This is a genomic window from Pantoea sp. DY-15, from assembly GCF_019795935.1.
GTDB classification, from domain to species: domain Bacteria; phylum Pseudomonadota; class Gammaproteobacteria; order Enterobacterales; family Enterobacteriaceae; genus Pantoea; species Pantoea leporis.
In genome coordinates this window covers 199,852-223,508 of sequence record NZ_JAIMIF010000002.1, presented here as the reverse complement: position 1 = coordinate 223,508, position 23,657 = coordinate 199,852, and the positions used below count along the sequence as shown (strand labels likewise).

General features: G+C 55.9%; 22 protein-coding genes. 10 read left to right on the top strand and 12 right to left on the bottom strand.

Annotation, left to right across the window (positions count from 1 at the left end):
- Nucleotides 1–160 precede the first annotated feature (160 nt).
- Nucleotides 161–1,318, top strand: coding sequence for an alpha-hydroxy acid oxidase (locus K5Y32_RS09705; protein ID WP_222183238.1), 1,158 nt, complete (start codon nt 161–163; stop codon nt 1,316–1,318).
- A 67-nt stretch (nt 1,319–1,385) separates the two neighbouring features.
- On the opposite strand, the gene arnF is transcribed toward K5Y32_RS09705, so the two are convergent.
- From arnF to arnB, 7 genes are read right to left on the bottom strand one after another with little or no spacing between them, the layout of a single operon-like run.
- Nucleotides 1,386–1,751, bottom strand: a complete 366-nt coding sequence (gene arnF, locus K5Y32_RS09700; protein WP_222183228.1) for a 4-amino-4-deoxy-L-arabinose-phosphoundecaprenol flippase subunit ArnF — start codon at nt 1,749–1,751, stop codon at nt 1,386–1,388.
- Entirely contained in the window at nt 1,748–2,068 is a 321-nt protein-coding gene (gene arnE, locus K5Y32_RS09695) for a 4-amino-4-deoxy-L-arabinose-phosphoundecaprenol flippase subunit ArnE (RefSeq protein WP_101761459.1), read from the bottom strand. Before arnE ends, arnF begins: the two co-directional genes overlap by 4 nt.
- Nucleotides 2,065–3,726, bottom strand: a complete 1,662-nt coding sequence (arnT, locus tag K5Y32_RS09690; RefSeq protein ID WP_222183226.1) for a lipid IV(A) 4-amino-4-deoxy-L-arabinosyltransferase — start codon at nt 3,724–3,726, stop codon at nt 2,065–2,067. Before arnT ends, arnE begins: the two co-directional genes overlap by 4 nt.
- Before the next feature lie 17 nt (nt 3,727–3,743).
- On the bottom strand, nt 3,744–4,628 hold the full coding sequence (gene arnD, locus K5Y32_RS09685; RefSeq protein ID WP_222183224.1) for a 4-deoxy-4-formamido-L-arabinose-phosphoundecaprenol deformylase: 885 nt from the start codon (nt 4,626–4,628) through the stop codon (nt 3,744–3,746).
- The gene (arnA, locus tag K5Y32_RS09680) at nt 4,625–6,604 is read right to left on the bottom strand and encodes a bifunctional UDP-4-amino-4-deoxy-L-arabinose formyltransferase/UDP-glucuronic acid oxidase ArnA (protein WP_222183222.1); all 1,980 of its coding nucleotides are present in this window, start codon (nt 6,602–6,604) and stop codon (nt 4,625–4,627) included. The genes arnD and arnA overlap by 4 nt, the downstream gene beginning before the upstream one ends.
- Nucleotides 6,601–7,587: an undecaprenyl-phosphate 4-deoxy-4-formamido-L-arabinose transferase gene (gene arnC / locus K5Y32_RS09675; protein ID WP_176971959.1), complete on the bottom strand. Its 987-nt coding sequence runs from the start codon at nt 7,585–7,587 to the stop codon at nt 6,601–6,603. The genes arnA and arnC overlap by 4 nt, the downstream gene beginning before the upstream one ends.
- 1 nt (nt 7,588) lies before the next feature.
- Complete coding sequence (gene arnB, locus K5Y32_RS09670) at nt 7,589–8,725, bottom strand: UDP-4-amino-4-deoxy-L-arabinose aminotransferase (RefSeq protein ID WP_222183220.1); 1,137 nt, start codon at nt 8,723–8,725, stop codon at nt 7,589–7,591.
- A 243-nt stretch (nt 8,726–8,968) separates the two neighbouring features.
- Here arnB and K5Y32_RS09665 point away from each other — a divergent pair, with 243 nt between their 5' ends.
- The 4 genes from K5Y32_RS09665 to K5Y32_RS09650 all read left to right on the top strand — a co-directional run bounded on the left by K5Y32_RS09665 (nt 8,969) and on the right by K5Y32_RS09650 (nt 13,155).
- On the top strand, nt 8,969–9,178 hold the full coding sequence (locus K5Y32_RS09665; RefSeq protein WP_101761453.1) for a hypothetical protein: 210 nt from the start codon (nt 8,969–8,971) through the stop codon (nt 9,176–9,178).
- A gap of 138 nt (nt 9,179–9,316) precedes the next feature.
- Nucleotides 9,317–10,084, top strand: a complete 768-nt coding sequence (locus K5Y32_RS09660) for an A24 family peptidase (RefSeq protein WP_222183218.1) — start codon at nt 9,317–9,319, stop codon at nt 10,082–10,084.
- Nucleotides 10,085–10,290: 206 nt separating this feature from the next.
- Nucleotides 10,291–11,676, top strand: a complete 1,386-nt coding sequence (locus tag K5Y32_RS09655; protein WP_110866938.1) for a diaminobutyrate--2-oxoglutarate transaminase — start codon at nt 10,291–10,293, stop codon at nt 11,674–11,676.
- A 12-nt stretch (nt 11,677–11,688) separates the two neighbouring features.
- Nucleotides 11,689–13,155, top strand: coding sequence for an aspartate aminotransferase family protein (locus K5Y32_RS09650; RefSeq protein ID WP_222183216.1), 1,467 nt, complete (start codon nt 11,689–11,691; stop codon nt 13,153–13,155).
- Between the two features lie 108 nt (nt 13,156–13,263).
- On the opposite strand, the gene K5Y32_RS09645 is transcribed toward K5Y32_RS09650, so the two are convergent.
- Nucleotides 13,264–13,656 (bottom strand): RidA family protein, encoded by a 393-nt coding sequence (locus tag K5Y32_RS09645; protein ID WP_222183214.1) that lies wholly within the window; start codon nt 13,654–13,656, stop codon nt 13,264–13,266.
- A 129-nt stretch (nt 13,657–13,785) separates the two neighbouring features.
- Here K5Y32_RS09645 and K5Y32_RS09640 point away from each other — a divergent pair, with 129 nt between their 5' ends.
- Complete coding sequence (locus K5Y32_RS09640) at nt 13,786–14,394, top strand: TetR/AcrR family transcriptional regulator (RefSeq protein ID WP_222183213.1); 609 nt, start codon at nt 13,786–13,788, stop codon at nt 14,392–14,394.
- Here K5Y32_RS09640 and K5Y32_RS09635 read toward each other — a convergent pair.
- Nucleotides 14,369–15,286, bottom strand: coding sequence for a LysR family transcriptional regulator (locus tag K5Y32_RS09635; protein WP_222183211.1), 918 nt, complete (start codon nt 15,284–15,286; stop codon nt 14,369–14,371). The two genes, K5Y32_RS09640 and K5Y32_RS09635, sit on opposite strands and share 26 nt — an antisense overlap.
- Nucleotides 15,287–15,383: 97 nt before the next feature.
- Between K5Y32_RS09635 and K5Y32_RS09630 the strand changes: the two genes are divergently transcribed.
- Entirely contained in the window at nt 15,384–16,247 is an 864-nt protein-coding gene (locus K5Y32_RS09630; protein ID WP_222183209.1) for an aldo/keto reductase family oxidoreductase, read from the top strand.
- An 80-nt stretch (nt 16,248–16,327) separates the two neighbouring features.
- Here the strand turns inward: K5Y32_RS09630 and K5Y32_RS09625 are convergent, their stop codons facing one another.
- Nucleotides 16,328–17,812, bottom strand: coding sequence for a PLP-dependent aminotransferase family protein (locus K5Y32_RS09625; protein WP_222183207.1), 1,485 nt, complete (start codon nt 17,810–17,812; stop codon nt 16,328–16,330).
- A 109-nt stretch (nt 17,813–17,921) separates the two neighbouring features.
- Here K5Y32_RS09625 and gabT point away from each other — a divergent pair, with 109 nt between their 5' ends.
- Both gabT and gabP read left to right on the top strand, forming a co-directional pair.
- The gene (gene gabT, locus K5Y32_RS09620; RefSeq protein WP_222183205.1) at nt 17,922–19,184 is read left to right on the top strand and encodes a 4-aminobutyrate--2-oxoglutarate transaminase; all 1,263 of its coding nucleotides are present in this window, start codon (nt 17,922–17,924) and stop codon (nt 19,182–19,184) included.
- 94 nt (nt 19,185–19,278) lie between these two features.
- A complete protein-coding gene (gabP, locus tag K5Y32_RS09615) occupies nt 19,279–20,673 on the top strand; it encodes a GABA permease (protein ID WP_222183203.1) in 1,395 nt (464 codons plus the stop codon).
- Nucleotides 20,674–20,705: 32 nt separating this feature from the next.
- On the opposite strand, the gene K5Y32_RS09610 is transcribed toward gabP, so the two are convergent.
- Nucleotides 20,706–21,032, bottom strand: coding sequence for a hypothetical protein (locus tag K5Y32_RS09610; protein ID WP_101761446.1), 327 nt, complete (start codon nt 21,030–21,032; stop codon nt 20,706–20,708).
- A 139-nt stretch (nt 21,033–21,171) separates the two neighbouring features.
- Here K5Y32_RS09610 and K5Y32_RS09605 point away from each other — a divergent pair, with 139 nt between their 5' ends.
- Nucleotides 21,172–22,554, top strand: a complete 1,383-nt coding sequence (locus tag K5Y32_RS09605; protein WP_222183201.1) for a glycoside hydrolase family 10 protein — start codon at nt 21,172–21,174, stop codon at nt 22,552–22,554.
- A 64-nt stretch (nt 22,555–22,618) separates the two neighbouring features.
- Here the strand turns inward: K5Y32_RS09605 and K5Y32_RS09600 are convergent, their stop codons facing one another.
- Nucleotides 22,619–23,539, bottom strand: a complete 921-nt coding sequence (locus K5Y32_RS09600) for a LysR family transcriptional regulator (RefSeq protein ID WP_101761445.1) — start codon at nt 23,537–23,539, stop codon at nt 22,619–22,621.
- Nucleotides 23,540–23,657 lie beyond the last annotated feature (118 nt).

Here is a 23,657-nt window from a genome sequence, read left to right as displayed (position 1 = left end):
AGGTGATATTAAATCCGTAGGGTCGCCATTTATGGCGACCGTCTATATGCAAATATCGCATTAACATTGCCGAATTATAGATTTGTAAAACCCCGCGCGTGCAATAGCATTGATTTCTTTGCTTTTCCACTGCCGACTCGCCAACTGGATCATCACCTTCATGCGCAATATGCAGTCGCGTTGCCTATCCCTGAACGACTTCGAGAAGTACGCCCAACGTTATCTGCCGCATCCGCTGTTCGCCTATGTCTCTGGCGGCGTCGAGGACAATATCGCGCTGCGCAACACGCTGGCGTCCTACGCGCGCTACAGTCTGATCCCGGAAAACATGGTGGATGTGTCGCAGCGCAGCATTGGGGTTGAGCTGTTTGGGCAGCGCTACGCGGCGCCGGTTGGCATCGCGCCGATGGGCATCTCGGCGTTGACCGGTTTTGACGGAGATTGCACGCTGGCCCGCGCGGCGAAGGAGAAGAAGGTGCCGTTTATCATGAGCGGCTCCTCGCTGACGCGGCTGGAGGATGTGGTGCAGGTGAATCCTGATATGTGGTTCCAGGCGTATCTGCCGAAAACGCTGGAAGAGATTGATGCGCTGATCGATCGCGTCAAGCGTGCCGCCATCCCGGTGCTGGTGATCACCGTGGATACGCCGGTTAAAGCCAATCGGGAAAACAACGTGCGCGCCGGATTTGCCACGCCGTTCCGTCCCAGCCTGCGTCTGGCGTGGCAAGGCATTACGCATCCGCGCTGGTTAACTGGAACTTTATTTAAAACACTGCTGAAAAGCGGCATGCCCTATTTTGAGAACAATAATGCGCAACGTGGCGCGCCGCTGTTTTCGAAAAACGCGGTGCGGGATTTCAGCGGCCGCAGCCACTTAACCTGGCAGCATATCGAGCATATCCGCGCGCGCTGGCCCGGCGCGATGGTGATTAAAGGCATTCTCAGCCGCAAAGATGCGCTGCGCTGTAAAGCCATCGGCATCGACGGCATTGTGGTCTCCAATCACGGCGGGCGACAGCTGGATACGGTGATCCCACCGTTGTATGTGCTGCCGGAAATCGTCGAAGCGGCCGGTGAAATGACGGTGATGTTTGATAGCGGGATTCGCCGCGGCACCGACGCCATTAAAGCCATCGCGCTGGGCGCGCAAGCCTGTTTTGTCGGGCGGCCTTTTAATTATGCTTGTGCGGTGGGCGGTTTGGCGGGTGTCAATTTAGCCATTGATTTGATTACCAGCGAGGTGAGCCGCGATTTAGGCATGTTAGGTGCGGCGTCGCTGGCGGATTTAGGGGAAAGGCATTTGCGGTTGGTCAATTAACCTATTCGTTTTCCGTAGGGTCGCCATTAATGGCGACCTCACAGACAGGCCATGCCGTGACGAATATTCACCTGCGGCGCGGCAGCGAAACCAGCAGCAAGCCAAACACAATCAGCACCACGCCAGCAAAGCTACTCCAGCGGAAGGTTTCGCCCAAAATCGGCAAGGAAATCGCGGCCAGCCACACCAGCACATAGCTTAAACTGAGCAGCGGATAGAGCCGGTTAAGCGGCAGCTGGCGCAGCGCCAGCAACCAGCACAACATCGACAGCGCATACGCCCCGAGGCCCATCGCCAACAGCAGCAGCGCTTTCCAGTGCTGCACACTCAGCAATTCGCTTAATGGCGGGAAATCCAGCATCGCCAACCGCAGCACCAGCTGCGCCAGCGATACCAGCAACACGCTGCACAGCGCCAGCATCACGCCTTTCATAGATGACTTCCCATCAGCGCCACGCCAGCAACAATCGCCAGCGTGCCGATCCACTGCTGCACGCTGTAAGTTTCACGCCAGATCAGCCGCGCGGCGATGGCCACCAACACAAAGTTGAGACTCAACATCGGATAGGCCACGCTTACCGGCACCACGCGCAGCACCGCCAGCCACAGCAGCATGCCGATACCGAGCAGCAGGATGCTGAGCGCCAGCCAGGAAATCCCCTTTTTGATACCGAGATGGGCCGCCTGCTTTTGACACAGCTGGGCGGCACAGCTCAGCACGCTCACCAGTAAAATCAGCAGCAGATTCATGGTTTAGCATCATAGCCGTAGTAAACCAGGCGGCCCTGACGATAGACATCATCCGGTTCCGGCAGGTTTTTATCCGGCGTGCTATCGCTGGAATTCATCATCAACACCAGTGAAACCTTGCCCAGACGACGATGCACGCGCAGCCAGTCGGCAAAGTTATCCGCATCAATATAGTGTGACTGTGCATCCGGGTAGCTCAGGCCATACTGCAACTCACCTTTGGCATCGTAGAAATTGATGTCGCTGCGCTGCAGTTCCCAGGCAACCGCCGATGCCACGCCAGGATTGTTGGCCAGCAGATAACGGCTATCCGCCAGCTGATCGTGTACCGCGCTAACAAAACTTTGTGGCTGCTTGGAATCGCGCACCTTGTCAGGAATGGCAAAGCCGACCAACAACGCCAGCGCCAGCGGACAAAGCGCGGCTAACTGCCAGCGACCGTTCTCCGGCTTGCGGCTCAGCCAGCCCATCACGCCCCATCCGATTAAGGAGAGCGCCGCGCAGATCACGCCCATCCATTCGTCAGCGCTATAAACCGGACGATGCGCAACGCCCCACGGTGCCAGCACCACTAAAACCACTATGGTGGTGATCAAACCGAACAGCAGGTTGATCCAGCCATTTACCTTCAGCGCTTTAATCACCTGCGCCGAACCGCTGTGTGCGTAATGCGCCATCAGCAGCGCCAGCGGTGCGAAACACGGCAAAATGTAGGTCGGCAATTTGCCTTTAGCGATGGTGAAAAACAGCAGCGGTAGCAACACCCAGCTCAATAAATAGATCGGCCCGGCTTGCTGGCTGCGCTGACGCCACGCGCCAACCAGCGATCCCGGCAGCAGCGCCAGCCACGGCAAACAGCCTGCCAACAGCACCGGAATGTAATACCAGAATGGCGCTTTGTGCTGCGCGTCCGACTCGGCGAAACGCTGTATATGCTCGACCCAGAAGAAATAGTGCCAGAAATCGCCTTCCTGCTGATGAATCGCCAGCGCCCACGGCGAACTAAGCAAGGCGGCGACCACCATCGTCAGCGGTCCCCAACGCAGCAATTCGCCAAAGCGACGTTGCCAGATGGCCCAAGGTAGAATCGCCAGCACCGGTACCGCCAGCGCGAGAAAGCCTTTGGTCATAAAGCCCATCGCGCAGGCCGCACCCAGCAACACATATCCGATCAATCGTTGCCGCGTGCTGCTGGCCTGCGACGCCAGCCAGTAACTGCACATCGCCGCGACCAGCCACAGCATCAGGATCGGATCGAGCACCGCGTACGTGCCGACGCCGTACACCAGCAACGAGGTGAGAAAAATGATGCTGCCGCTCAGTGCGATTTTACGGCTGGCGAACATCTGCATGCCGAGCCAATAAAGCAATACCGCGCTCAACGTGGTGCTGAATATCGAACCGGCGCGCACGCCAAAGTTGGTGTGACCAAACAGCAACTGGCCGAGGTTATTGACCCAATAACCGGCAATCGGTTTCTCGAAGTAGCGCAGATCGAAGAAATGCGGCACCACCCAATTGCCGCTAAACAGCATTTCCCGGCTGATTTCGGCATAGCGGGTTTCGTCCGGCTGCCATAAGGCGCGGAACTCAATTGGCATCAGGTAAAACAGCGCGAAGAGCGCGATAAGTAACGCGGTTTTAGTGCCTGTACGCATCCGTGGTTCCTGTAAAATTAACGCTGGCAGCCTAGCCAGCCTTCACGTCCGGGAATATGCCCGCGTACGATATTGCCCTGTGGCAGCGTAGTGAGATCGTCGGGTAACAAGGCGCTGAGCGGACAGAACTGAATGTCTTGCTGCTCCGCACGCCTCAGCAGATCGGCGAACGCCTCAAGCCCGACAATCCCTTCCACTTCGGCATGAATGGTGTAAACCGGCGAACCGCTTGCGGCATGGATCTGCTTGAGGATGAAGTCATTAAAACCTTCCGCGCTCACCGATTGCCCAACCACTTCATCCCAGGTCGGCAAGGTCACCGGGATTTGTACCGTGCCGGGACTGCCATCACTTAGAATCGGTATAAATGGACCGCTGCCGCGACAATCGCTGTTGTAGCTGAAACCAAACTGCTGCTTGGCAGCCACCACGCGGCCATCGGCGCGCCAGCCCGCCACCGCTGAACAGGTGACATTGTCACCGATTATCGCTTCCAGCACCTGTTTACCGCGCGCAATTTGCTCAACCAGTTTCTCTTGCGGCCACACGCCCGCCCAGGTTTGCCAGGCAAAGTGATCCCACGCATGCAAACCGACTTCATGATGATCGGCGGTGGCGCTGATGATCTCCTCCAGACCGCGACCAATCTGACGTCCCGGCCAGGCGGTGCCGGCCAGCAAAATATCCCAGCCGTAGAGTGTTGCGGCGCGCGACCGCAGCATTTTCCACAGGAAACGCGGTTTTAACAGGCGCCACAAGTGGCGCCCCATATTGTCCGGACCAACGCTGAAGAAAAAACTGGCCTGCAGCTGATGCAAACTGAATTGCTCCAGTAACGCCGGCACGCCAAGTTGGGTGCCGCGCCAGGTATCGACATCGACACGCAAACCGACTTTCTTCATGGTTTATCCTGTAGCTCGACGGTGCGCAGGAAGAAGTCCAGCGTGTTATCGATGGTGGTATCCATCTCTACGGTTGGCGTCCAGTCCAGCAGACGACGTGCGTTTTTGATCGACGGCTTGCGGTGTTCCACGTCCTGATAACCTTTACCGTAATAGCTGCTGCTCTCCACTTCACGGAAACCGGCAAACGGCGGGAAGTTGCTGCGCAGCGGGTGACGTTCAAAACTCGCCAGCAGACGCTCGGCCAACTCTTTGATGCTGGCTTCGTTTTCCGGATTACCAATGTTGACGATCTGGCCATCGCAGTTGTTCTGCTTGTTCTCGATGATGCGGAACAGTGCTTCAATGCCGTCGCGAATATCGGTGAAGCAGCGCTTCTGGGCGCCGCCATCAATCAGCTTAATCGGTGAACCTTCCACCAGATTGAGGATCAGTTGCGTGATAGCACGAGAGCTGCCGATACGCGCGGCATTGAGGTTATCAAGGCGCGGTCCCATCCAGTTAAACGGACGGAACAAGGTAAAGCGCAGCCCTTCTTTCTCACCGTAAGCCCAAATTACGCGGTCCAGCAGCTGTTTAGAAACCGAATAGATCCAGCGCTGTTTATTGATCGGCCCCACTACCAGATTGGAGTGATCCTCATCGAAATGCTGATCGGTACACATGCCGTACACTTCGGAAGTCGATGGGAAAATGATGCGCTTTTTGTACTTCACGCAGTCACGAATGATTTTGAGATTCTCTTCAAAATCGAGTTCAAACACGCGCAGCGGATTGCGGGTGTACTCAATCGGTGTAGCGATAGCGACCAGCGGCAGCACCACATCGCACTTCTTAATGTGATACTCGATCCATTCTGAGTGAATGCTGATGTCGCCTTCGACAAAGTGGAAGCGCGGCTGATCGAGAAAACGGCTGATGGCGTCAGAACCGATGTCTAAACCGTACACTTCGAAGTTATCATCCTGCAGCAGACGTTCGGTGAGGTGGTTACCGATAAAACCGTTCACGCCGAGGATCAGCACGCGCGTACGACGTTTCACCGCCGCCACCGGCTGTGAATAGAGCAAAGCGCCTTTCACCATGCCGAGGTTTTGCGCCAGCTGGCTGCCGTTCATAAACACGCCGTTATCGCTTTGACCGGTCACCACTTCCAGCGCGCCTTCAGCGCAGGCGATCAGGAATGGCTCAACAGAAAGCACGGTACCCGGTTTGGCCTGATGTTTAGTGCTGTATACGCGACTTTTCCACACCACGAATTTCACCGTTCCGGCATAGGCGAACGCGCCGGGCCACGGATAGGTCACCGCGCGCACCAGATTGTTGACCGTCTGCGCCGGTTGTTCCCATTTAATGCGGCCATCTTCCGGCGTGCGACGACCCACAACCGTGGCTTCGCGCTCATTTTGTGGCGTGGTAGCGATATCGCCGCGTTTCACCGCCGGTAATGCGCCTTCCAGCACCTGCGTTGCACAGGCAACCAGCTTGCGATGCAGCGTTAACGCGTTGTCCTGCTCGTCAATCGCCACGCGCTGTTGCGCCACGATGTCACCGGCATCGGCGCGTTTCACCATGCGGTGCAGCGTAACGCCGGTTTCGGTTTCGCCATTGACCAGCACCCAATTCAGCGGCGCGCGGCCACGATATTTGGGCAGCAGGGAACCGTGCAGGTTAAAGGCCCCGAGACGCGCACTGCCGAGAATGCTGTCGTTCAACAAAGCGCGGTAATAGAAGGAGAAGATGTAATCTGGCGCCAAGGTTTTAATGCGATCGACCCACAGCGGATGATTGACATCCTCCGGCGCATAGACCGGAATGCCCTGCTCAGCGGCTAAACGCGCAACGGAGTCGAAAAAGTGGCTCTCAGTTCCTGTGTCTGAGTGGGTGAAAATAGCGCTGATTTCATAGCCAGCGTTCAGAAGTGCAGAAATACCCGCACAGCCCATTTCGGCGTAGGCGAAGACGACAGTTTTCATTGCTCAATTTCCTGTACAGATGAGGCGTTTTGCTGTGGGTGAATCACACGTTGGATGAAGTAGCGCGGACGGGCGCGTACGTCGTTGTAAATGCGGCCGATGTATTCGCCGAGTAATCCCATACCGATGAACTGCGCGCCGACAAAAATAAACAGCACCGCGAACAGCAGGAACACGCCATCACCGGCCCATGCCGCGCCGAGGAACAGACGCAGCACAATCAGAATCAGCGAGAAGGCAAAACCGGCCAGCGCAATCAGGCTGCCGACGATGCTCAGCAAGCGCAGCGGCGTGGTGGTCAGGCAAGTGACCAGGTCATACATCAGGTTAATCAGCCGCATAAAGCTGTACTTCGAATCGCCAAATTCGCGCTCGGCGTGCGCCACCGGCAGCTCAATGGTGCGGCGCGCAAAGGTGTTAGCGAGGATCGGAATAAAAGTGCTGCGTTCGTGGCAGTTCAGCATCGCATCGACGATATGGCGGCGATAAGCGCGCAGCATGCAGCCGTAATCGCCCATTGCTTTGCCGGTGACGCGCTGAATCAGGTGATTGATGGTGCGTGAGGCGCGGCGGCGGAACCAGCTGTCCTGACGGTTTTGACGTACGGTGCCCACCACGTCGTAACCCTGCTGCGCGGCTTTGACCAGATTGGGGATCTCTTCCGGCGGGTTTTGCAGGTCGGCATCCAGCGTGATGATTAAATCGCCGCTGACGTGGCTGAAGCCAGCCATGATCGCCGAGTGCTGGCCGTAATTACGGTTCAGCAACACGCCAACCACATGGCTGCCCGGCATATCGGCGGCATCGGCAATCATCTCGCCTGAGCGATCGCTGCTGCCGTCATCGACCAGCAGAATCTCGTACGCCAGATTTAATCCCGCACAGGCCGCATCAGTACGACGCACCAGTTCCGGCAGGCTCTCCTCTTCGTTGTAGACCGGGATCACCACGGAGACTTTGCGAATGGCTTTTTCTTCCAGCATGTCAAACTCCAGCGATATGACGTAATGCGCTAATCACGCGCGTGACATCTTCATCGCGCATATCAGGGAACAACGGGATTGAGCAGATGCGATCGCTATTCCATTCGGTGTGCGGCAGTGAGAGCTGCGGATAGCGTTCGCGGTAATATTTGTGGGTGTGCGCGGCACGGAAATGCAGCCCGGTGCCGATATCCTGCGCTTTCAAGGTTTCCATCAGCGCATCACGGCTGATGCCGCATTGCGCCTCATCAACGCGAATAATGAACAGATGCCACGCGTGCTGATGCGCCCATTTTGGCTGCGCCAGCGGCAGAAACGGCGTATTCGCCAGTTCCGTGAGATAGCGCTGCGCAATCGCCGCGCGGCGCTGATTGATGGCGGGCAACTTTTTCAGCTGCACCAAAGCAATTGCGGCGCTGATATCTGGCAGGTTGTATTTGAAACCCGGCATGATCACTTCGGCCTGCGGCTTGCGGCCGTGCGTGTGGCGATCGTACGCATCGACGCCAAGTCCGTGGAATTTCAGACTGCGCATGCGGTCGGCCAACGCCGCATCATCGGTGACAATCAAGCCACCTTCGGCGCAGGTCATGTTTTTGATGGCGTGGAAGGAGAAGATCGCCGCGCCCTGCTGGCCAACGTGCTTTTCTTTGTAATAACAGCCTGCGGCGTGCGCCGCATCTTCAATCACCGGAATGCCATGACGCTCACCAATAGCGCGAATGGCATCTATATCGGCGGGCGCGCCAGCGTAATGCACCGGAATGATGGCGCGCGTACGCGGCGTGATCGCCGCTTCAATCAGCTCCGGCGTTACCATCAAGGTGTCGCGATCGATATCGATCATCACCGGCGTCGCACCGAGCAGCGTGATGATGTTGATGGTGGAAACCCAGGTCAGTGATGGCGTGATCACTTCATCGCCGGGCTGGATGCCCAGCGCCAGCAGCGTGACGTGCATGCCCGCCGTGGCAGAGCTGACGGCAATCGCATGCTGATTGCCGGTGAGCTGGCAAAAAGCCTCTTCCAGTTCGGCATTTTTCGGGCCGGTGGTGATCCAACCCGACTCAAACACCGATTTAACGGCGGCTAACTCTTCCTCGCCCAACGAGGGACGTGAGAATGGTAAAAAATTCATAATGTTACCTTGGAATTAAGCACTATTTAACGGCCATTTATTCCAAAATACGCGGGTTAACTTAACGCAACATTAAATGAGGAGGGTACTAAGTCGGCTTTTTCTGACACGTTGAGGATTGGTAGAGGAAGGGACAAATTTGCCGGTTTATCATCATGAACCAGCACACTTCTTAAGGTTAAATTAAGGTTTTGACCCTATACTAAGTCAGGATATGTCTTATAACGTCTGGAGGATAATGCGATGAGTACGGCTACTGACAGACTTTCTCAGGCAGCGCTGCGCCGCCACCATATTGGGGTGAAAACCAAAGGATTGCGCTATCGCGGCGATCTGTATGTTTTCCGCTATAACGCCGGTCACTACGATGTGTTCCTGAATAATGACCGCGTGATGTCACTTAATACCAGCAACGTGCAAGAAGCGATTCAACTGTTTAAGCAGCAGGCTTAATCTTCTCCACTCCATTTCTGGAGCCCGCTCTGCAATCCCGATGTAAACCGCTGTAACGCCCTTTTACCTCTCGCACCTCTCCTCGCTTTGGCGTAATGTCCTGGCAACGACAAGCCGGGATGGCGCGAGGTATGAGTAATGGAATACGTATATGGCTTAATTAGTGGCCTATTAGGATTGGCCGTAGGCAGCTTTCTTAACGTGGTGATCTCGCGGTTGCCATTGCAAATAGTGCACCCGAACACTGCGCTAAATGTGTGTTATCCGCCCTCTCACTGCCCCCAATGCATCACCGCGCTGCGCTGGCGCGACAACATTCCGCTCATAAGTTGGTTACTGTTACGCGGTAAATGCCGTTATTGCCATTGTAAAATCAGCGAGCGTTATCCACAGGTGGAGATAATTACCGCGCTTCTGACGCTGCTGCTTATCTGGCTGATGCCAGTCAGTATGCAGTTGCTGGGCGCGCTCATATTGTTCTGGGCGTTAACGGCATTAGCCTTCATCGACCTCGAACATCTGCTCTTACCGGATGTGATTACGCTGCCATTGCTTTGGACTGCACTGCTGTTTAAAACGATGGGATGGCTACCCGGCTCATTATATGAAGCGGTATGGGGAGCAATCGCGGGATATGGCGTTTTGTGGGCGCTATCGATTTTATATCAATGGATTAGAGGCATTGAGGCATTAGGGATGGGCGATGCAAAACTGCTGGCGGCAATAGGCGCATGGTTGGGCTGGAAGCTTTTACCCTGGGTGCTTTTGTTGGCTTCGGGCGGCGCTATTTTATGTGTTTTGATTTCCAGAGTTAGCGGGCAGCGCGAGCTCAATCACGCCATCGCCTTTGGTCCGTGGATCGCCTTAGCGGCTATAAGTCTCTTTATTCATTCTATTATTTTTTAACCACCCCAACTGCGGTGCGAAATTAAGTGGCCAATTTCTGGCCAACGCCCTGATTCATATATGGAAAGAGTAAACAAATCTAAACAAAATTAATCATTGTGATGTAGGTCAAAAGGCTCTATATTGGCCGCGTTTTTTCACAGCTGTTACTTTTTTGTTCAATTAGTCAATTGGCGAGCCTTACGTGCCCCGGTTGAAGGAGAGATATGATGACGGATAAAGTCCGTATTGATAGTTTTGGTGCCAATGCATTCAACGGAAATAACGACGCATTCTTAGCCCGTCAGGCTGAGTTTGAATCTAACGTCAGGAGTTACCCGCGCAAATTGCCTTTAGCTATCGCTAAAGCCCATGGCGTGTGGATCACAGATGTTGAGAATAAACAATATCTTGACTGTCTGGCTGGCGCAGGGACGCTGGCACTGGGTCACAACCATCCTGATGTTCTCCAGAGCATTCAAAATGTCATTACCAGCGGCTTGCCGTTACATACTCTTGATCTGACTACTCCACTGAAAGATCAGTTCTCTGAGTCTCTGCTCTCGCTGCTGCCAGGCCAGGGTAAAGATTATTGCCTGCAGTTCACCGGCCCTTCGGGTGCCGATGCGGTTGAAGCCGCGCTGAAACTGGCGAAGAAAGCCACTGGCCGTAGCGGCGTGATCAGCTTCTCTGGCGGTTATCACGGTATGACGCACGGCGCGCTGTCCGTCACCGGTAACCTGGCACCGAAAGAAGCGGTTGATGGCATGATGCCAGAAGTGCAGTTCATGCCTTATCCGCATCAGTATCGTTGCCCGCTGGGTATCGGTGGTGAAGCTGGCGTGAAAGCGCTGACCTATTACTTCGACAACCTGATCAACGACGTGGAAAGCGGCGTGCGTAAGCCTGCTGCAGTAATCCTCGAAGCCGTTCAGGGCGAAGGCGGCGTGAACCCAGCACCCGCTGAGTGGCTGCAGCGCATCCGTAAAGTGACGCAGGAACACGGCATTCTGTTGATCCTCGACGAAGTTCAGGCTGGCTTTGCCCGTACCGGCAAATTCTTCGCCTTCGAACACGCCGGCATCGAGCCAGACATCATCGTGATGTCTAAAGCTGTGGGTGGCGGTCTGCCACTGGCTGTGCTGGGCATCAAAAAGCAGTTCGACGTTTGGTCACCGGGTCATCACACCGGCACCTTCCGTGGCAACCAGCTGGCGATGGCTACCGGCCTGACCACGCTGAAAATCCTCAAAGAGCAGGATATTGCAGGCAAAGTGGCCGCGCAGGGTGAATGGCTGAAACAGCAGCTGGCCGCGATGCAGAAACGCTTCCCGGTAATTGGTCACGTTCGTGGTCTCGGCATGATGATCGGTATTGAGATCGTTAAACCGAACGAAGCGGCCGATCACATGGGCAGCTTCCCGGCTGACGGCGAACTCTCTGCGCTGCTGCAGAAGAAGTGCTTCGAAGCAGGTCTGATTCTGGAGCGCGGTGGCCGCCATGGCGCGGTTCTGCGTCTGCTGCCTTCACTGCTGATCACCAACGATGAGCTGGCGATTTTCCTGGATAAATTTGAGCAGGCGCTGATTGGCGCTGGCGTCAAACCTGTTTGATTGGAAGAGTAAATGTCTGAAGTAAACCCGATTCTGGCCGCCTCTGCACAGAGCATTGAGGCGTATCAGCAGGCGATTGCCCAGAGCAGCGCCGCGGTTGTGCAGTGGCTGCAACAGCCTGAGATGTATCAAGGCAAAAGCGTTGCCGAACTGCGCGAGCGTATCACGCTCGACTTCAATCCAAACGGCCTGGGTAACCAGGCCGCGATTGAACGCGCGATTGAATATTTCCTGAAAGACAGTCTTTCAGTGCATCACCCACAATGTGTAGCGCATCTGCACTGCCCGAGTCTGGTGGTAAGTCAGGCGGCAGAAGTCCTGATCAACGCCACCAATCAGAGTATGGATTCGTGGGATCAGAGCCCTTCTGCCACCATCATTGAGATCAAACTGATCGAATGGCTGCGTGCGCAAGTGGGTTATCCGGCTGGCGACGCCGGTGTGTTCACCAGCGGCGGCACCCAGAGCAACCTGATGGGTCTGATGCTGGCACGCGACGCCTTCTATCAGCGTCAGGGTCACTCGGTGCAGCAGCACGGGATCACTGGTGATCTGCGTAAGATCAAAGTGCTGTGTTCTGAAAACGCGCACTTCTCCGTACAGAAGAACATGGCGCTGCTTGGACACGGCTATCAGTCTGTGGTGCAGGTGAAGTCTGATGAGTTCGCCCGAATGGACGTGTCAGACCTTAAAGCCAAACTGGCGCAGGCCGACGCTAACGGCGAACAGATCCTGGCGATCGTGGCGACCGCCGGTACCACCGATGCCGGTGCTATCGATCCGCTGCGTGAAATTGCCGGCATTGCTGCCGAGCGCAACATCTGGGTACACGTTGATGCAGCCTGGGGCGGCGCACTGCTGCTGTCCGAGAAGTATCGCGACTACCTCGATGGCCTGGAGCTGGTGGATTCTGTCACTTTGGACTTCCACAAACAGTACTTCCAGACCATCAGCTGCGGTGCGTTTCTGCTGAAAGATGAGCGTCATTACGAGCTGATGCGCTATCAGGCGGCTTACCTGAACTCTGAGTTTGATGAAGAGGCCGGCGTGCCGAATCTGGTATCCAAATCCCTGCAGACCACGCGTCGTTTCGATGCGTTAAAACTGTGGATGGGCCTGGAAGCGCTGGGTCAGAAACAGTACGCGGCGATCATCGATCACGGTGTCACGCTGGCGCAGGAAGTGGCGAAATATGTCACCTCTGAACCACGCCTCGAGCTGGTTATGCAGCCTCAGCTGGCTAGCGTGCTGTTCCGCTATCGTCCAGAGCAACTGACCGATACCGCTCAGATTGCCCTGTTCAACCAGCGTATCGGCGATGCGCTGCTGGATTCTGGCCGCGCCAACGTGGGTGTGACCGAGAATCAGGGCGTAACCTGCCTGAAGCTGACCTTGCTGAACCCAACCGTCACGCTGGAAGATGTTAAAGTCCTGCTGGCGCTGGTTGAGAAAACGGCGAATCAGCTGCTGAACGCATAATTACCTGTGATGTGATAAAGCCGATAACTGGCAACGGTTATCGGCTTTTTTATTGGCTTTTGCGGGTGGTCGTCATGAATGACGACCCTACAAAGGCTTGATCCGTAATTATTGTGGGATGCGCGCAATGACTTTGATTTCAAAATCAAATCCTGCCAGCCAGTTCACGCCTACTGCCGTCCAGTTTGGATACGGTGGCTCGCCAAAATAGCGCAATCGCACCTCATTCACTGTGGAAAACTGATTTTCCGGATCGGTATGAAACGAGGTGACATCCACCACGTCATCTAACGTACATCCCGCCGCTTCCAGCACCGCTTGTAGATTCTCGAACGCAAGATTAACCTGGAGCACAAAATCCGGCTCTGCAGAACCGTCCTCCCGGCTGCCGACCTGCCCGGAAACAAATAGTAAATCACCAGAACGTATCGCTGCCGAATAGCTGTTTATCTCATACAAAGATTGTCTTCCTGCTGGAAATACAGCGTCGCGTTTGCTCATAATTTCTCTCCTGATGGGAAATAAGGTGTAACCCGGTTAGCTAGATCGGAAGCGCTTTAACATACGCTGCGTATGTATTAATATGGATAACATACGTAACGTATGTCAATACCAATTTGTGAGGAAGATATGGCAGCCAGACGGCGAGCAGAACAGGTGGAAGAGACACGAGGCAAACTGATCGAAGCGGCACGACGTGCTTTTGCGGAGAAAGGTTATAACGCAGCATCAATGGATGATTTAACCGCAGCAGTAGGTCTTACACGGGGTGCGCTTTATCATAATTTTGGCGATAAAAAAGGGTTATTGCGGGCCGTTATTGAGCAAATTGATGCAGAGTTACTCGACCAAATGCATGCTGCAGGACAGCAATTCACCTCTAAATGGCATGCTTTTCTCGCCGAAGCCATAACCTATATTGAGATGTCTCTCGAGCCAGAAGTACAGCGCATCATGCTGCTGGATGGCCCAGCGGTGTTAGGCGATCCCTCGCAGTGGCCAAATCAAACAGCATGCCTGCGTACGACTGCAGATATGCTGGCAATACTCATTGAAGAAGGTACGGTGAAACCGGTGGATACTGAAGCCGCCGCGCAACTGATCAATGGTGCAGCGCTGAATGCTGCGCTGTGGATAGCGGCATCTGACGAGCCGATCGCAGCTTTGCCACGCGCTGTGGACGCTTTCCGTTTGCTGATGTCTGGGTTGTTGGTTAACCCGCTATCGTCTGCGCATTAAGTTCGCGCACATAATCCAGAAACGCCTGCAGCGGCGCCGGGATCAACCGACGATCGTTGTAATAGAGCCAAAGGCCGGAGAAGCTTTGCCACCAATCCGGCAGAATCGGCTGCAGGCTGCCATTACTCAGCGCCGGTTTGATCCAATCCTCAAACAGATAAACCACGCCGCAGCCGGCGATCGCCGCTTCCACCGTCAAGTCCATCGCCGCGCCGATACTGCAAATCAGCGGCCCTTTCGGCTGCAAACGCACGGTTTCCTCGCCGTAGGTGAATTCCCATTCGGCAATCACGCCGGTCGCATAGCGTCCGTGTAAACAGCGATGCTGCACTAAGTCACGCGGATGCTGCGGCGTACCGAACTGCGCCAGATACGCGGGTGACGCCGCTAACGCAAAACGCTGGGTGCGCGGACCGATCGGCAGCGCCACCATATCCTGCTCCAGATGATCGTCGTAACGAATGCCGGCATCACAGCTATCGCGGAACACATCCTGCACATTACTTTCCGCCACCACTTCCAGCTGGATATCGGGATAGCGCTTTAGAAATCCCGGCACAATCGCCGGTAACACAATGCGTGCGGCGCTCACCGGCACATTTAAGCGCAAGGTGCCGCCCGGCGTATCGCGGAACGTGTTCAACGCATCCAGCGCCGCATCCACTTCGTTCATCGCCGGAAGCAGGCGCGACATCAGCACCCTGCCGGCTTCTGTTAACGCCACGGTGCGCGTGGTGCGATTAAACAACCGCACGCCAAGTTGCTCTTCGGCACGCCGCACCGCATCGCTCAAGCGCGACGGATTACTGCCGGTCATGCGCGCCGCCTCGCGAAACCCGCCCGCTTTGGCCACCGCCACCACCGCGTGCAACAAGGCGATATCCAATGCCATTGTTCGCTACCTCGTACACTGTGTCCCAATTTGTACGGATAGTTGCACAGCGTTTTGGCGATTACAATCTAACCACACACTGACGAAGGAGCTTTCCATGTCTCATCCAGCATTGACTTACACCCTTGGCGACCGCCAGGTTGCACGACTCGGTTACGGTGCCATGCAGTTAGCCGGTCCCGGCGTGTTTGGTCCGCCGAAAGATGAAGCGCGTGCTTTGCAGGTGCTGCGCGATGCGGTCGCAGCAGGCGTAAATCACATTGATACCAGCGACTTCTACGGTCCGCACATTACCAATCAGCTGATTAAAAAAGCGTTACATCCTTACGCCGACGATCTGGTTATCGTCACCAAAGTGGGCGCGCGCCGCAACGATAAAGGCGGCTGGTTACCGGCATTCACGCCAGAAGCGCTAACGCAAGCGGTGGAAGATAACCTGCGCAATCTAGGGCTTGATGTGATGGAAGTGGTGAATCTGCGTTCGATGCTGGACGTGCACGGACCGAAAGAAGGTTCGCTGGAGCCGCAGGTTGAAGCGATGATCAAGCTAAAAGAGCGCGGGCTGGTTCGACACATTGGTCTGAGCAACGTGACTGCTAAACAGGTGGCCGATGCCCAAGCGATGACGCCGATCGCCTGCGTGCAAAATCTCTATAATCTGGCCAATCGTCAGGATGAGGCGCTGCTTGATCAGCTGGCAGCGCAAGGCATTCCTTATGTGCCGTTTTTCCCACTCGGCGGATTTTCACCACTGCAATCGGATCAGCTGAGCGAGGTAGCGAATGAGCTCAATGCTACGCCGCTGCAGGTGGCGCTGGCGTGGCTGCTGCAGCGTTCGCCTAATATTCTGCTGATTCCGGGCACGTCATCGCCGGAGCACCTGAAGCAGAACCTGGCGAGTAGCGAAGTGACACTTACGCCAGAAATTCTGCAGCGTTTAGATAGCATTGCTCAGCCATAGGTTGACCAGGTCGCCATAAATGATGACCCTACGAAGACGATGCGGCCGTTGTAGGGTCGCCATTTATGGCGACCTCCGCCTCAAATAATCCCCATCTCCGCCAAACATCCTTTCAGCGTACCAAACGCATCCTGACACTGCCGCTCATCGACGCAGGCAAAACCCAACAGCAGGCCGCGCCGCTCCTGCGGATGCATATAATATTGCGACAACGGCCGCACCTTAACGCCGCGCCGTAGCGCCAGCGCGGCGACCGCCACATCGTCGCAGCCGGTTGGCAGATTCATTACCAGGTGCAATCCCGCCTCATGATTCACTACCGGCAGAAAATCGGCGCCCAGATAACGCTCAATCAGGCTCACCATAAAGCGCCGCCGCTGGCTGTAGAGCTTGCGCATGCGGCGAATGTGCGACATGTAATGCCCTTTTTGGATGAACTCTGCCAGCGCGCGCTGCACCAGCAAATGCCCGCCGCGATAGAGTTCCGCCGCCGCCACACGCAGCGGCTGCGCCAGCGCTTTTGGCACCACCAGATAACCGAGACGCAGCGCCGGATAGAGCGTCTTGCTAAAAGTGCCCATATAAATCACCGGCGCATCCGGCTCAAAGCCTTGCAACGACGGGAACGGCTGGCCGGAGAAACGAAACTCGCTGTCGTAATCATCTTCCACCAGCCAGGTTTTGTGTTTGCGCGCCAGATCGAGCAGCTGCTTACGCCGTTCCAGGCTGAGATGCACGCCCAGCGGATATTGGTGTGACGGTGTCACGAAAATCATCTTTGGTGCGCGACTGCGCGGTGGTAAATCGGGGATCAATCCCTGCTCGTCCACCGCAATCGCATTGATTTTCAGTCCGTTGATGCGTAGCAGATTGCGCGTCCCCCAATAACCAGGTTCTTCGATCCACACCTGATCGCCGGGATCGCACAGCACGCGCGAAACCAAATCCACCGCCTGATGAATCCCTTCGGTGATGATGATTTGGTCGGCATCAGCGCGTACTGAACGCGCCACGCTCAGGTACTCTGCCAGCGCGGCTCGCAGCTGTGCACAGCCGCCGTTGCTGCTGTAAATCAGCCGTTCGATATCCGGTTCACGGTTCAAACGCGCCTGAATTTGGCTGAAGAGTTTATGCGGGAACTTTGTAACATCCGGCGCGCCAGGCACAAAAGCGCCCCACTGATAAGGCGACGCATTGGCATGGCCGAGCAGCGACGCGCCGCGTTTGGAAATCGCCGCCGGTTTCGCAGTTAAGGGTTCGTTAGTCGCCACATTGCGCGGCGTGTTTAGCGATCCCTCCGGCAAATTTTCTACAATCCATGTACCGCTGCCGGTTCGCGCTGTGACGTAGCCTTGCGCCATCAAATTCTCATACACGTTCAACACCGTGTTGCGCGATACCGATAGCTCGCGCGCCAAATCGCGCGTGGCGGGCAAGCGCGTGGCACGAGGAAAAATGCCTTCTGCGATAGCGGCTTGCATGCAGCTCAGCAAACGCTGCTGCAACGTTCCTTCCGGCATAAACTGCATGCGCTCTAATACATGATCGGCGTACAAACTTCGCAATTGGCTCCCCTCTTTTCACTGAAAGTGGCTCTGGCAAGATAGCTCAGCGCAGGCATAAATAAGCGTGTTTGTCGTGATTTGTAAAGACGCTTATCGCTAAGGAAAGGTTATGGAAGGTAAAAACAGCCAGTTGCAGCAACGTAAAGATGATGCCCTGCCACGCGGCACCGGCAATCTTTGTCAGTGGTACGTAGAGCACGCGGAGAACGCCACGCTGCGCGATGGTGAAGGCAACAGCTGGATCGATTTCGCTGGCGGCATCGCGGTGCTGAACACCGGTCATCGCCATCCGCGCATCGTGCAGGCGATTGCCGATCAGTTAGAGAAATTTACCCATACCGCATTCCAGGTGACGCCGTATGAGAGCTACGTGGCGCTGGCGGAACGCCTTAATCGCGTGGTGCCAATCGCCGGTAAAGCTAAAACCGCCTTCTTCTCCACCGGCGCAGAAGCGGTAGAAAATGCGGTGAAAGTGGCGCGAGCGGCAACGCGTCGTCACGGCATCATCACCTTCGGCAACTCGTTCCACGGTCGTACTTTTATGACCATGGCGATGACCGGCAAAGTGGCCCCCTACAAACGCGACTTCGGCCCGATGCCCGCATCGATATGGCACGCGCGCTATCCCAACAGCGTGACCGGCATCAGCGTTGATGATGCGCTCTCCAGCTTGCAGGACATCTTCACTCAGGACATCGCGCCACAGGATGTTGCCGCCATCGTGCTGGAGCCAATTCAGGGAGAAGGTGGCTTCCACGTCGCGCCGCCTGAATTCTTCAACCGTTTGCGGGCGCTGGCAGATGAGCACGGCATTTTGCTGATTGCCGATGAAGTACAAACCGGCTTTGCCCGCACCGGCAAACTGTTTGCGATGGATCACTATGCGGTGAAACCGGATCTCATCACCATGGCGAAAAGTCTCGCGGGCGGCATGCCGTTATCGGCGGTGAGCGGCCGCGCCGAGATTATGGATGCGCCGGGTCCGGGCGGCTTGGGCGGCACCTACGCTGGCAATCCGCTGGCGATTGCCGCGGCGCATGCGGTGCTGGACGTGATCGCCGACGAGAAGCTGTGCGAACGCTCTCAACAACTCGGCGCGCAGTTAACCGACTTCCTGCACAGCGCGTGCAGCCAGTGTTCGTCCATTACCGACATTCGCGGCCTTGGCTCGATGATTGCGGTGGAGTTCGCCAGCGCGCAAACCGCGCAAACCATCCAGCAACACGCGATGGCGCGTGGGCTGCTGCTGCTCACCTGCGGCCCGCAGGGTAATGTCATCCGCTTCCTCTATCCGCTCACCATTCCTGATGCGCAGTTCGGCCAGGCGCTGGAGATCCTCAGCAGCGTGCTGAGTCAACACGCCGATTCGTAACAATCTACCCAGCTCGCGCGGCGGGCTGGGCTTCTCACCTGTTGTAACCCGGCAGCGCTTGGCGCGGCCTGAGAGACGCTTTGGAGAAATATTGATGAGTTCACAGAATGCCGATGTACTGGCGCAAGGCCTGAAGCCGCGCCATGTACGGATGTTATCGATTGGCGGCGTGATTGGTGCCGGATTGTTTGTTGGTTCTGGCCATGCGATCGCCGAAGCCGGTCCGGCGGTACTGCTGGCCTACATCGCCGCGGGCGCGTTGGTGGTGCTGATTATGCGCATGCTGGCAGAAATGGCGGTGGCGTCACCGGATTCCGGCTCATTCTCCACCTACGCCGACAAATCTTTGGGCCGCTGGGCCGGCTTCACCATCGGTTGGCTTTACTGGTGGTTCTGGGTGTTAGTGATCCCGCTGGAAGCCAATGCCGCTGGCACCATTCTGCATTCGTGGTTTCCGCAGGTTCCGGTGTGGGAATACACGCTGGCGATCACCACATTCCTGACCATCAGCAACCTCTTCAGTGTGAAGAACTATGGCGAGTTTGAATTCTGGTTCGCCCTGCTGAAAGTGGTGGCGATTGTCGCATTTCTCTGCGCGGGTAGCTTAGCGGTGTTTGGTTTGATGCCGGGCAGCAGCACGCAGGGGATCTCACATCTGTATGACACGCAAGGCTTTATGCCTAACGGCATCGGCGCGGTGCTGGCGGCGATCCTCACGACCATGTTCTCTTTTATGGGCACCGAGATTGTCACTATTGCCGCCGCCGAATCGCGCGAGCCGAAGAAACAAATCACCCAGGCCACCAACTCGGTGATCTGGCGCATCGCGCTGTTCTATCTGCTGTCGATCTTCATCGTGGTAGCGCTGGTGCCGTGGAATACGCCGTCGCTGATGAAAGCCGGTTCTTACCAGACAGCGATGCAGATGATGAACGTGCCTTACGCTAAGCAGATCGTTGATGTGGTGGTGTTGATTGCGGTGTGTAGCTGTCTCAACTCTGCGCTGTATACCGCATCGCGCATGATCTATTCGCTTTCACGTCGTGAAGATGCGCCTGCCGTCGCGTCGCGCACTACACGCAGCGGCACGCCGTGGGTAGCGGTGTTGCTCTCCACGGCGGCGGCCTTCCTCGCGGTGATCGCTAACTATCTGGCGCCGAGCGCAGTATTTGAGTTCCTGCTCGCCAGTTCCGGCGCCATCGCGTTGCTGGTGTATCTGGTGATCGCCGCGTCTCATCTGTTGCTGCGTAAAAAGCGCGAAGCGCGCGGTGAAATCCTCAGCTATCGCATGTGGCTGTTCCCTGGCCTGACGTGGGCGACGATGGTGTTCATCGTTGGCGTGTTGGTTGCCATGCTTTTCAACCAACAACACCGTCCAGAGATTATCGCCACCGGCCTGTTGACGCTGGGTGTCGTCGCCGCCAGCCGTATTGTGCATCGCAAACGCGTGGCGCGGAAAAACGAGGAGATGGTGGCGTTACGTTCGTAACGCATGACTTCCAGGCAAGGATGCCGCGGAACTTAGTCGTACTGCACGTCGATGCTGATGGCTTCTTCCTGCACGTTGAGGTTTATCGCGCATTTACGCCACACTGGCAGACCGTTGGTCATATTGTTATCCACGAAGTACTGCTGAAAATCTTTCAGCGCCTCCGAGAGATCGCCTATCGCGCGCGCATCGGGTTCAAACCAATCCGGTTCGCCGTTTTCATCGATGTAATCGAACTGAAACTGCCCGCCATCATCGTCCGCAAACAGTTCAGCCTGAACGATCAATTCCCGCGCACCTTGCGGGCCACAGCTAAAGATGATCTGGCCGATACGGCGATAAAGGTCTTCGTATTGCATAGGTTTTGGGTTCCTCAATGGTGTTGGGTGGCGGTCGCCATACGTGAACGCGATGTCTTCGTAGGGTCGCCATTTATGGCGACCTACAAATGCTGAGCGACCGCGCGATTATATTGACTTTAGTCCGCATGATAAGAGAATGAGGCTCTTCGAACAGAAAGTTGCAAAAAGGGAGTTTATCATAGCCTGTTCACATCGTTTTCCCTGGGTTAACACCTATAAAAAATCCGCTGCGCTGGTCGCCATTGCTGTCGCCCTCTCACTGGCCAGTTGCTCCTCGCCACCACCGAAATCACTGGTCACGCCGTTGCCGACGGTCACCAAACCGCCAATGCCCACTAAACCTGCGCTGAACAAAGAACCGGTGCGCGGCGTATGGCTAACCACCGTTTCACGCCTCGACTGGCCGCCGATCAATTCAGTGAATGCCAGCCCGGCCAACCGCATCCACCAGCAGCAACAGGCGTTGACCGACAAGCTAGATAAACTGAAAAGCCTCGGCATCAATACGGTATTTTTCCAGGTAAAGCCGGATGGCACCGCGCTGTGGCGCTCCAGCATCTTGCCGTGGTCAGATATGCTCACGGGCAGGATTGGTGAAGATCCCGGCTACGATCCGCTGAAATTTATGCTGGATGAGGCGCACAAACGCGGCATGAAGGTGCACGCGTGGTTCAACCCATATCGCGTCTCGACCAACGTCAAACCTTCCACGGTTAACGCGCTGAATAATACGCTTGCGCTGCAACCGGCCAGCGTATTTGTGCTGCATCGCGACTGGATCCGCACCGCCAGCGACCGCTTCGTGCTCGATCCCGGCATCCCCGCCGCGCGCGACTGGATAACCAGCATCGTTGCGGAAGTGGTGTCGCACTATCCGATCGACGGCGTGCAGTTCGATGACTATTTCTATACTGAAACGCCTGGTTCAACTCTCAACGACAACGCCACATTCCGCCAATATGGTCAAGGTTTTGCATCGAAAGCTGACTGGCGGCGCAACAACACGCTGCTGTTAATTGAGCAGGTGTCGCGCACCATCAAGCAACTGAACCCGAACGTAGAATTTGGCGTCAGCCCGGCAGGCGTGTGGCGCAATCTGTCGCATGATGCGGCGGGCTCCGACACGCGCGGTGCGGCCGCCTACGACGAAGCCTATGCCGATACGCGTCGCTGGGTGCAAATGGGACTGCTGGATTACATCGCGCCGCAGCTTTACTGGCCGTTTGCGCGTCAGGCCGCCCGTTACGACGTATTAGCCAATTGGTGGGCGGACGTGGTGAAGCCAACGCATACGCGGCTCTATATCGGTGTGGCGCTATATAAAATCGGCGAAGTGTCGAAAAGCGAGCCTGACTGGACGGTGAATGGCGGCGTGCCGGAGCTGAAAAAGCAGTTGGATCTTAACGAGTCGCTACCGCAAATTAACGGCACCATTTTGTTCCGCGAGAATTACCTGAATCAGCCACAAACTCAGGATGCGGTGAATTATTTGCGCGGGCGTTGGGGCCGGTCGCCATAAATGGCGACCCTACATACGCCGTAGGGTGTGCATTTATGCGCACCTGGTTTTAAACCGCACCAGCCTAAGCCAGCAACTCCTCACTCTGCATCAGTGCAAAAAACGACTCCAGCTCGCGCAGCATCATCGAAGCGGCAATCGAAAGCTGGCGCTGCGGCGCAACACAAAGCGACAAGGTAAAAGGCTTCAGCACCGTATCGATCAGCGGGATAAACTTCAGTTCGCCGCGTCGATACTCATCAACGATATCCAGCCAGCACATCAGGCTAATCCCCACATCATCGCGCACCAGCGAACGCAGCATATGAATATTATTGGTGCGCGCCACTTCGTTGATCTTAATGCCCGAACTGTTGATCAGCGCTTCCAGCGGATCGGCCAGCATGAGCGGTGCGGCGGGCACGATAAATGGCCAGGATTCGCAGTGGCTAAAGCGGATCGACTCCAGATTTGCCAGCGGATGTTGGCTGCTCACCACAATACCCAGACGTAAATCGGCGAATGACTTCACCAGCAGTTCGCGAGAACTCTGCGGATTAAGCATGATGCCGAAATCCGCATCGCCCGAAGTCAACGCATTGGCGATATGGATGTTGCTCATGGTGGTCAGCGTGAAGGAGATGCCAGGATAGTCGCTGCGAATGCGCTGCAAAATCGATGAAAAGAAGCCGCGATTAATCGCATCAATGGTGGCGATATGCACATGGCCGTGACGTAATCCGCGCAAATCATCCAGCTGCGTGCAGACGCGGCCAAAATCCCGCTGCCAGTTTTTCGCCGCATTCAGCAGGATCTCACCCGCTGCGGTCATACGTAATCCTGATGGATGGCGCTCAAATAGCGGCATATCCAGCTGTTCTTCAACGCGCAGGATCTGCCGGTCGATTGATGATGCCGAGACGTGCAGCACCTCAGAAGCCTTGCGCAGCGAACCCTGGCGGGCCACTTCAGTGAAATAGAGCAGAAATCGGGAGAAGGCAAACATAAGGGGTGCTCTCTTTTTTGCAACGCATCATGCGAATTAAACAGATGGACGCTTACACATGGGCAAAATAATAATCGCTGCCATGATTAAAACAAGGGCTTGCGCGGCCTCCCAGCCG

Coding starts and splice junctions, on each gene's coding strand:
- K5Y32_RS09705 (WP_222183238.1), top strand. CDS start 161: ATGCGCAATATGCAGTCGCGTTGCCTATCCCTGAACGACTTCGAGAAG.
- arnF (WP_222183228.1), bottom strand. CDS start 1,751: ATGAAAGGCGTGATGCTGGCGCTGTGCAGCGTGTTGCTGGTATCGCTG.
- arnE (WP_101761459.1), bottom strand. CDS start 2,068: ATGAATCTGCTGCTGATTTTACTGGTGAGCGTGCTGAGCTGTGCCGCC.
- arnT (WP_222183226.1), bottom strand. CDS start 3,726: ATGCGTACAGGCACTAAAACCGCGTTACTTATCGCGCTCTTCGCGCTG.
- arnD (WP_222183224.1), bottom strand. CDS start 4,628: ATGAAGAAAGTCGGTTTGCGTGTCGATGTCGATACCTGGCGCGGCACC.
- arnA (WP_222183222.1), bottom strand. CDS start 6,604: ATGAAAACTGTCGTCTTCGCCTACGCCGAAATGGGCTGTGCGGGTATT.
- arnC (WP_176971959.1), bottom strand. CDS start 7,587: ATGCTGGAAGAAAAAGCCATTCGCAAAGTCTCCGTGGTGATCCCGGTC.
- arnB (WP_222183220.1), bottom strand. CDS start 8,725: ATGAATTTTTTACCATTCTCACGTCCCTCGTTGGGCGAGGAAGAGTTA.
- K5Y32_RS09665 (WP_101761453.1), top strand. CDS start 8,969: ATGAGTACGGCTACTGACAGACTTTCTCAGGCAGCGCTGCGCCGCCAC.
- K5Y32_RS09660 (WP_222183218.1), top strand. CDS start 9,317: ATGGAATACGTATATGGCTTAATTAGTGGCCTATTAGGATTGGCCGTA.
- K5Y32_RS09655 (WP_110866938.1), top strand. CDS start 10,291: ATGATGACGGATAAAGTCCGTATTGATAGTTTTGGTGCCAATGCATTC.
- K5Y32_RS09650 (WP_222183216.1), top strand. CDS start 11,689: ATGTCTGAAGTAAACCCGATTCTGGCCGCCTCTGCACAGAGCATTGAG.
- K5Y32_RS09645 (WP_222183214.1), bottom strand. CDS start 13,656: ATGAGCAAACGCGACGCTGTATTTCCAGCAGGAAGACAATCTTTGTAT.
- K5Y32_RS09640 (WP_222183213.1), top strand. CDS start 13,786: ATGGCAGCCAGACGGCGAGCAGAACAGGTGGAAGAGACACGAGGCAAA.
- K5Y32_RS09635 (WP_222183211.1), bottom strand. CDS start 15,286: ATGGCATTGGATATCGCCTTGTTGCACGCGGTGGTGGCGGTGGCCAAA.
- K5Y32_RS09630 (WP_222183209.1), top strand. CDS start 15,384: ATGTCTCATCCAGCATTGACTTACACCCTTGGCGACCGCCAGGTTGCA.
- gabT (WP_222183205.1), top strand. CDS start 17,922: ATGGAAGGTAAAAACAGCCAGTTGCAGCAACGTAAAGATGATGCCCTG.
- gabP (WP_222183203.1), top strand. CDS start 19,279: ATGAGTTCACAGAATGCCGATGTACTGGCGCAAGGCCTGAAGCCGCGC.
- K5Y32_RS09610 (WP_101761446.1), bottom strand. CDS start 21,032: ATGCAATACGAAGACCTTTATCGCCGTATCGGCCAGATCATCTTTAGC.
- K5Y32_RS09605 (WP_222183201.1), top strand. CDS start 21,172: ATGAGGCTCTTCGAACAGAAAGTTGCAAAAAGGGAGTTTATCATAGCC.
- K5Y32_RS09600 (WP_101761445.1), bottom strand. CDS start 23,539: ATGTTTGCCTTCTCCCGATTTCTGCTCTATTTCACTGAAGTGGCCCGC.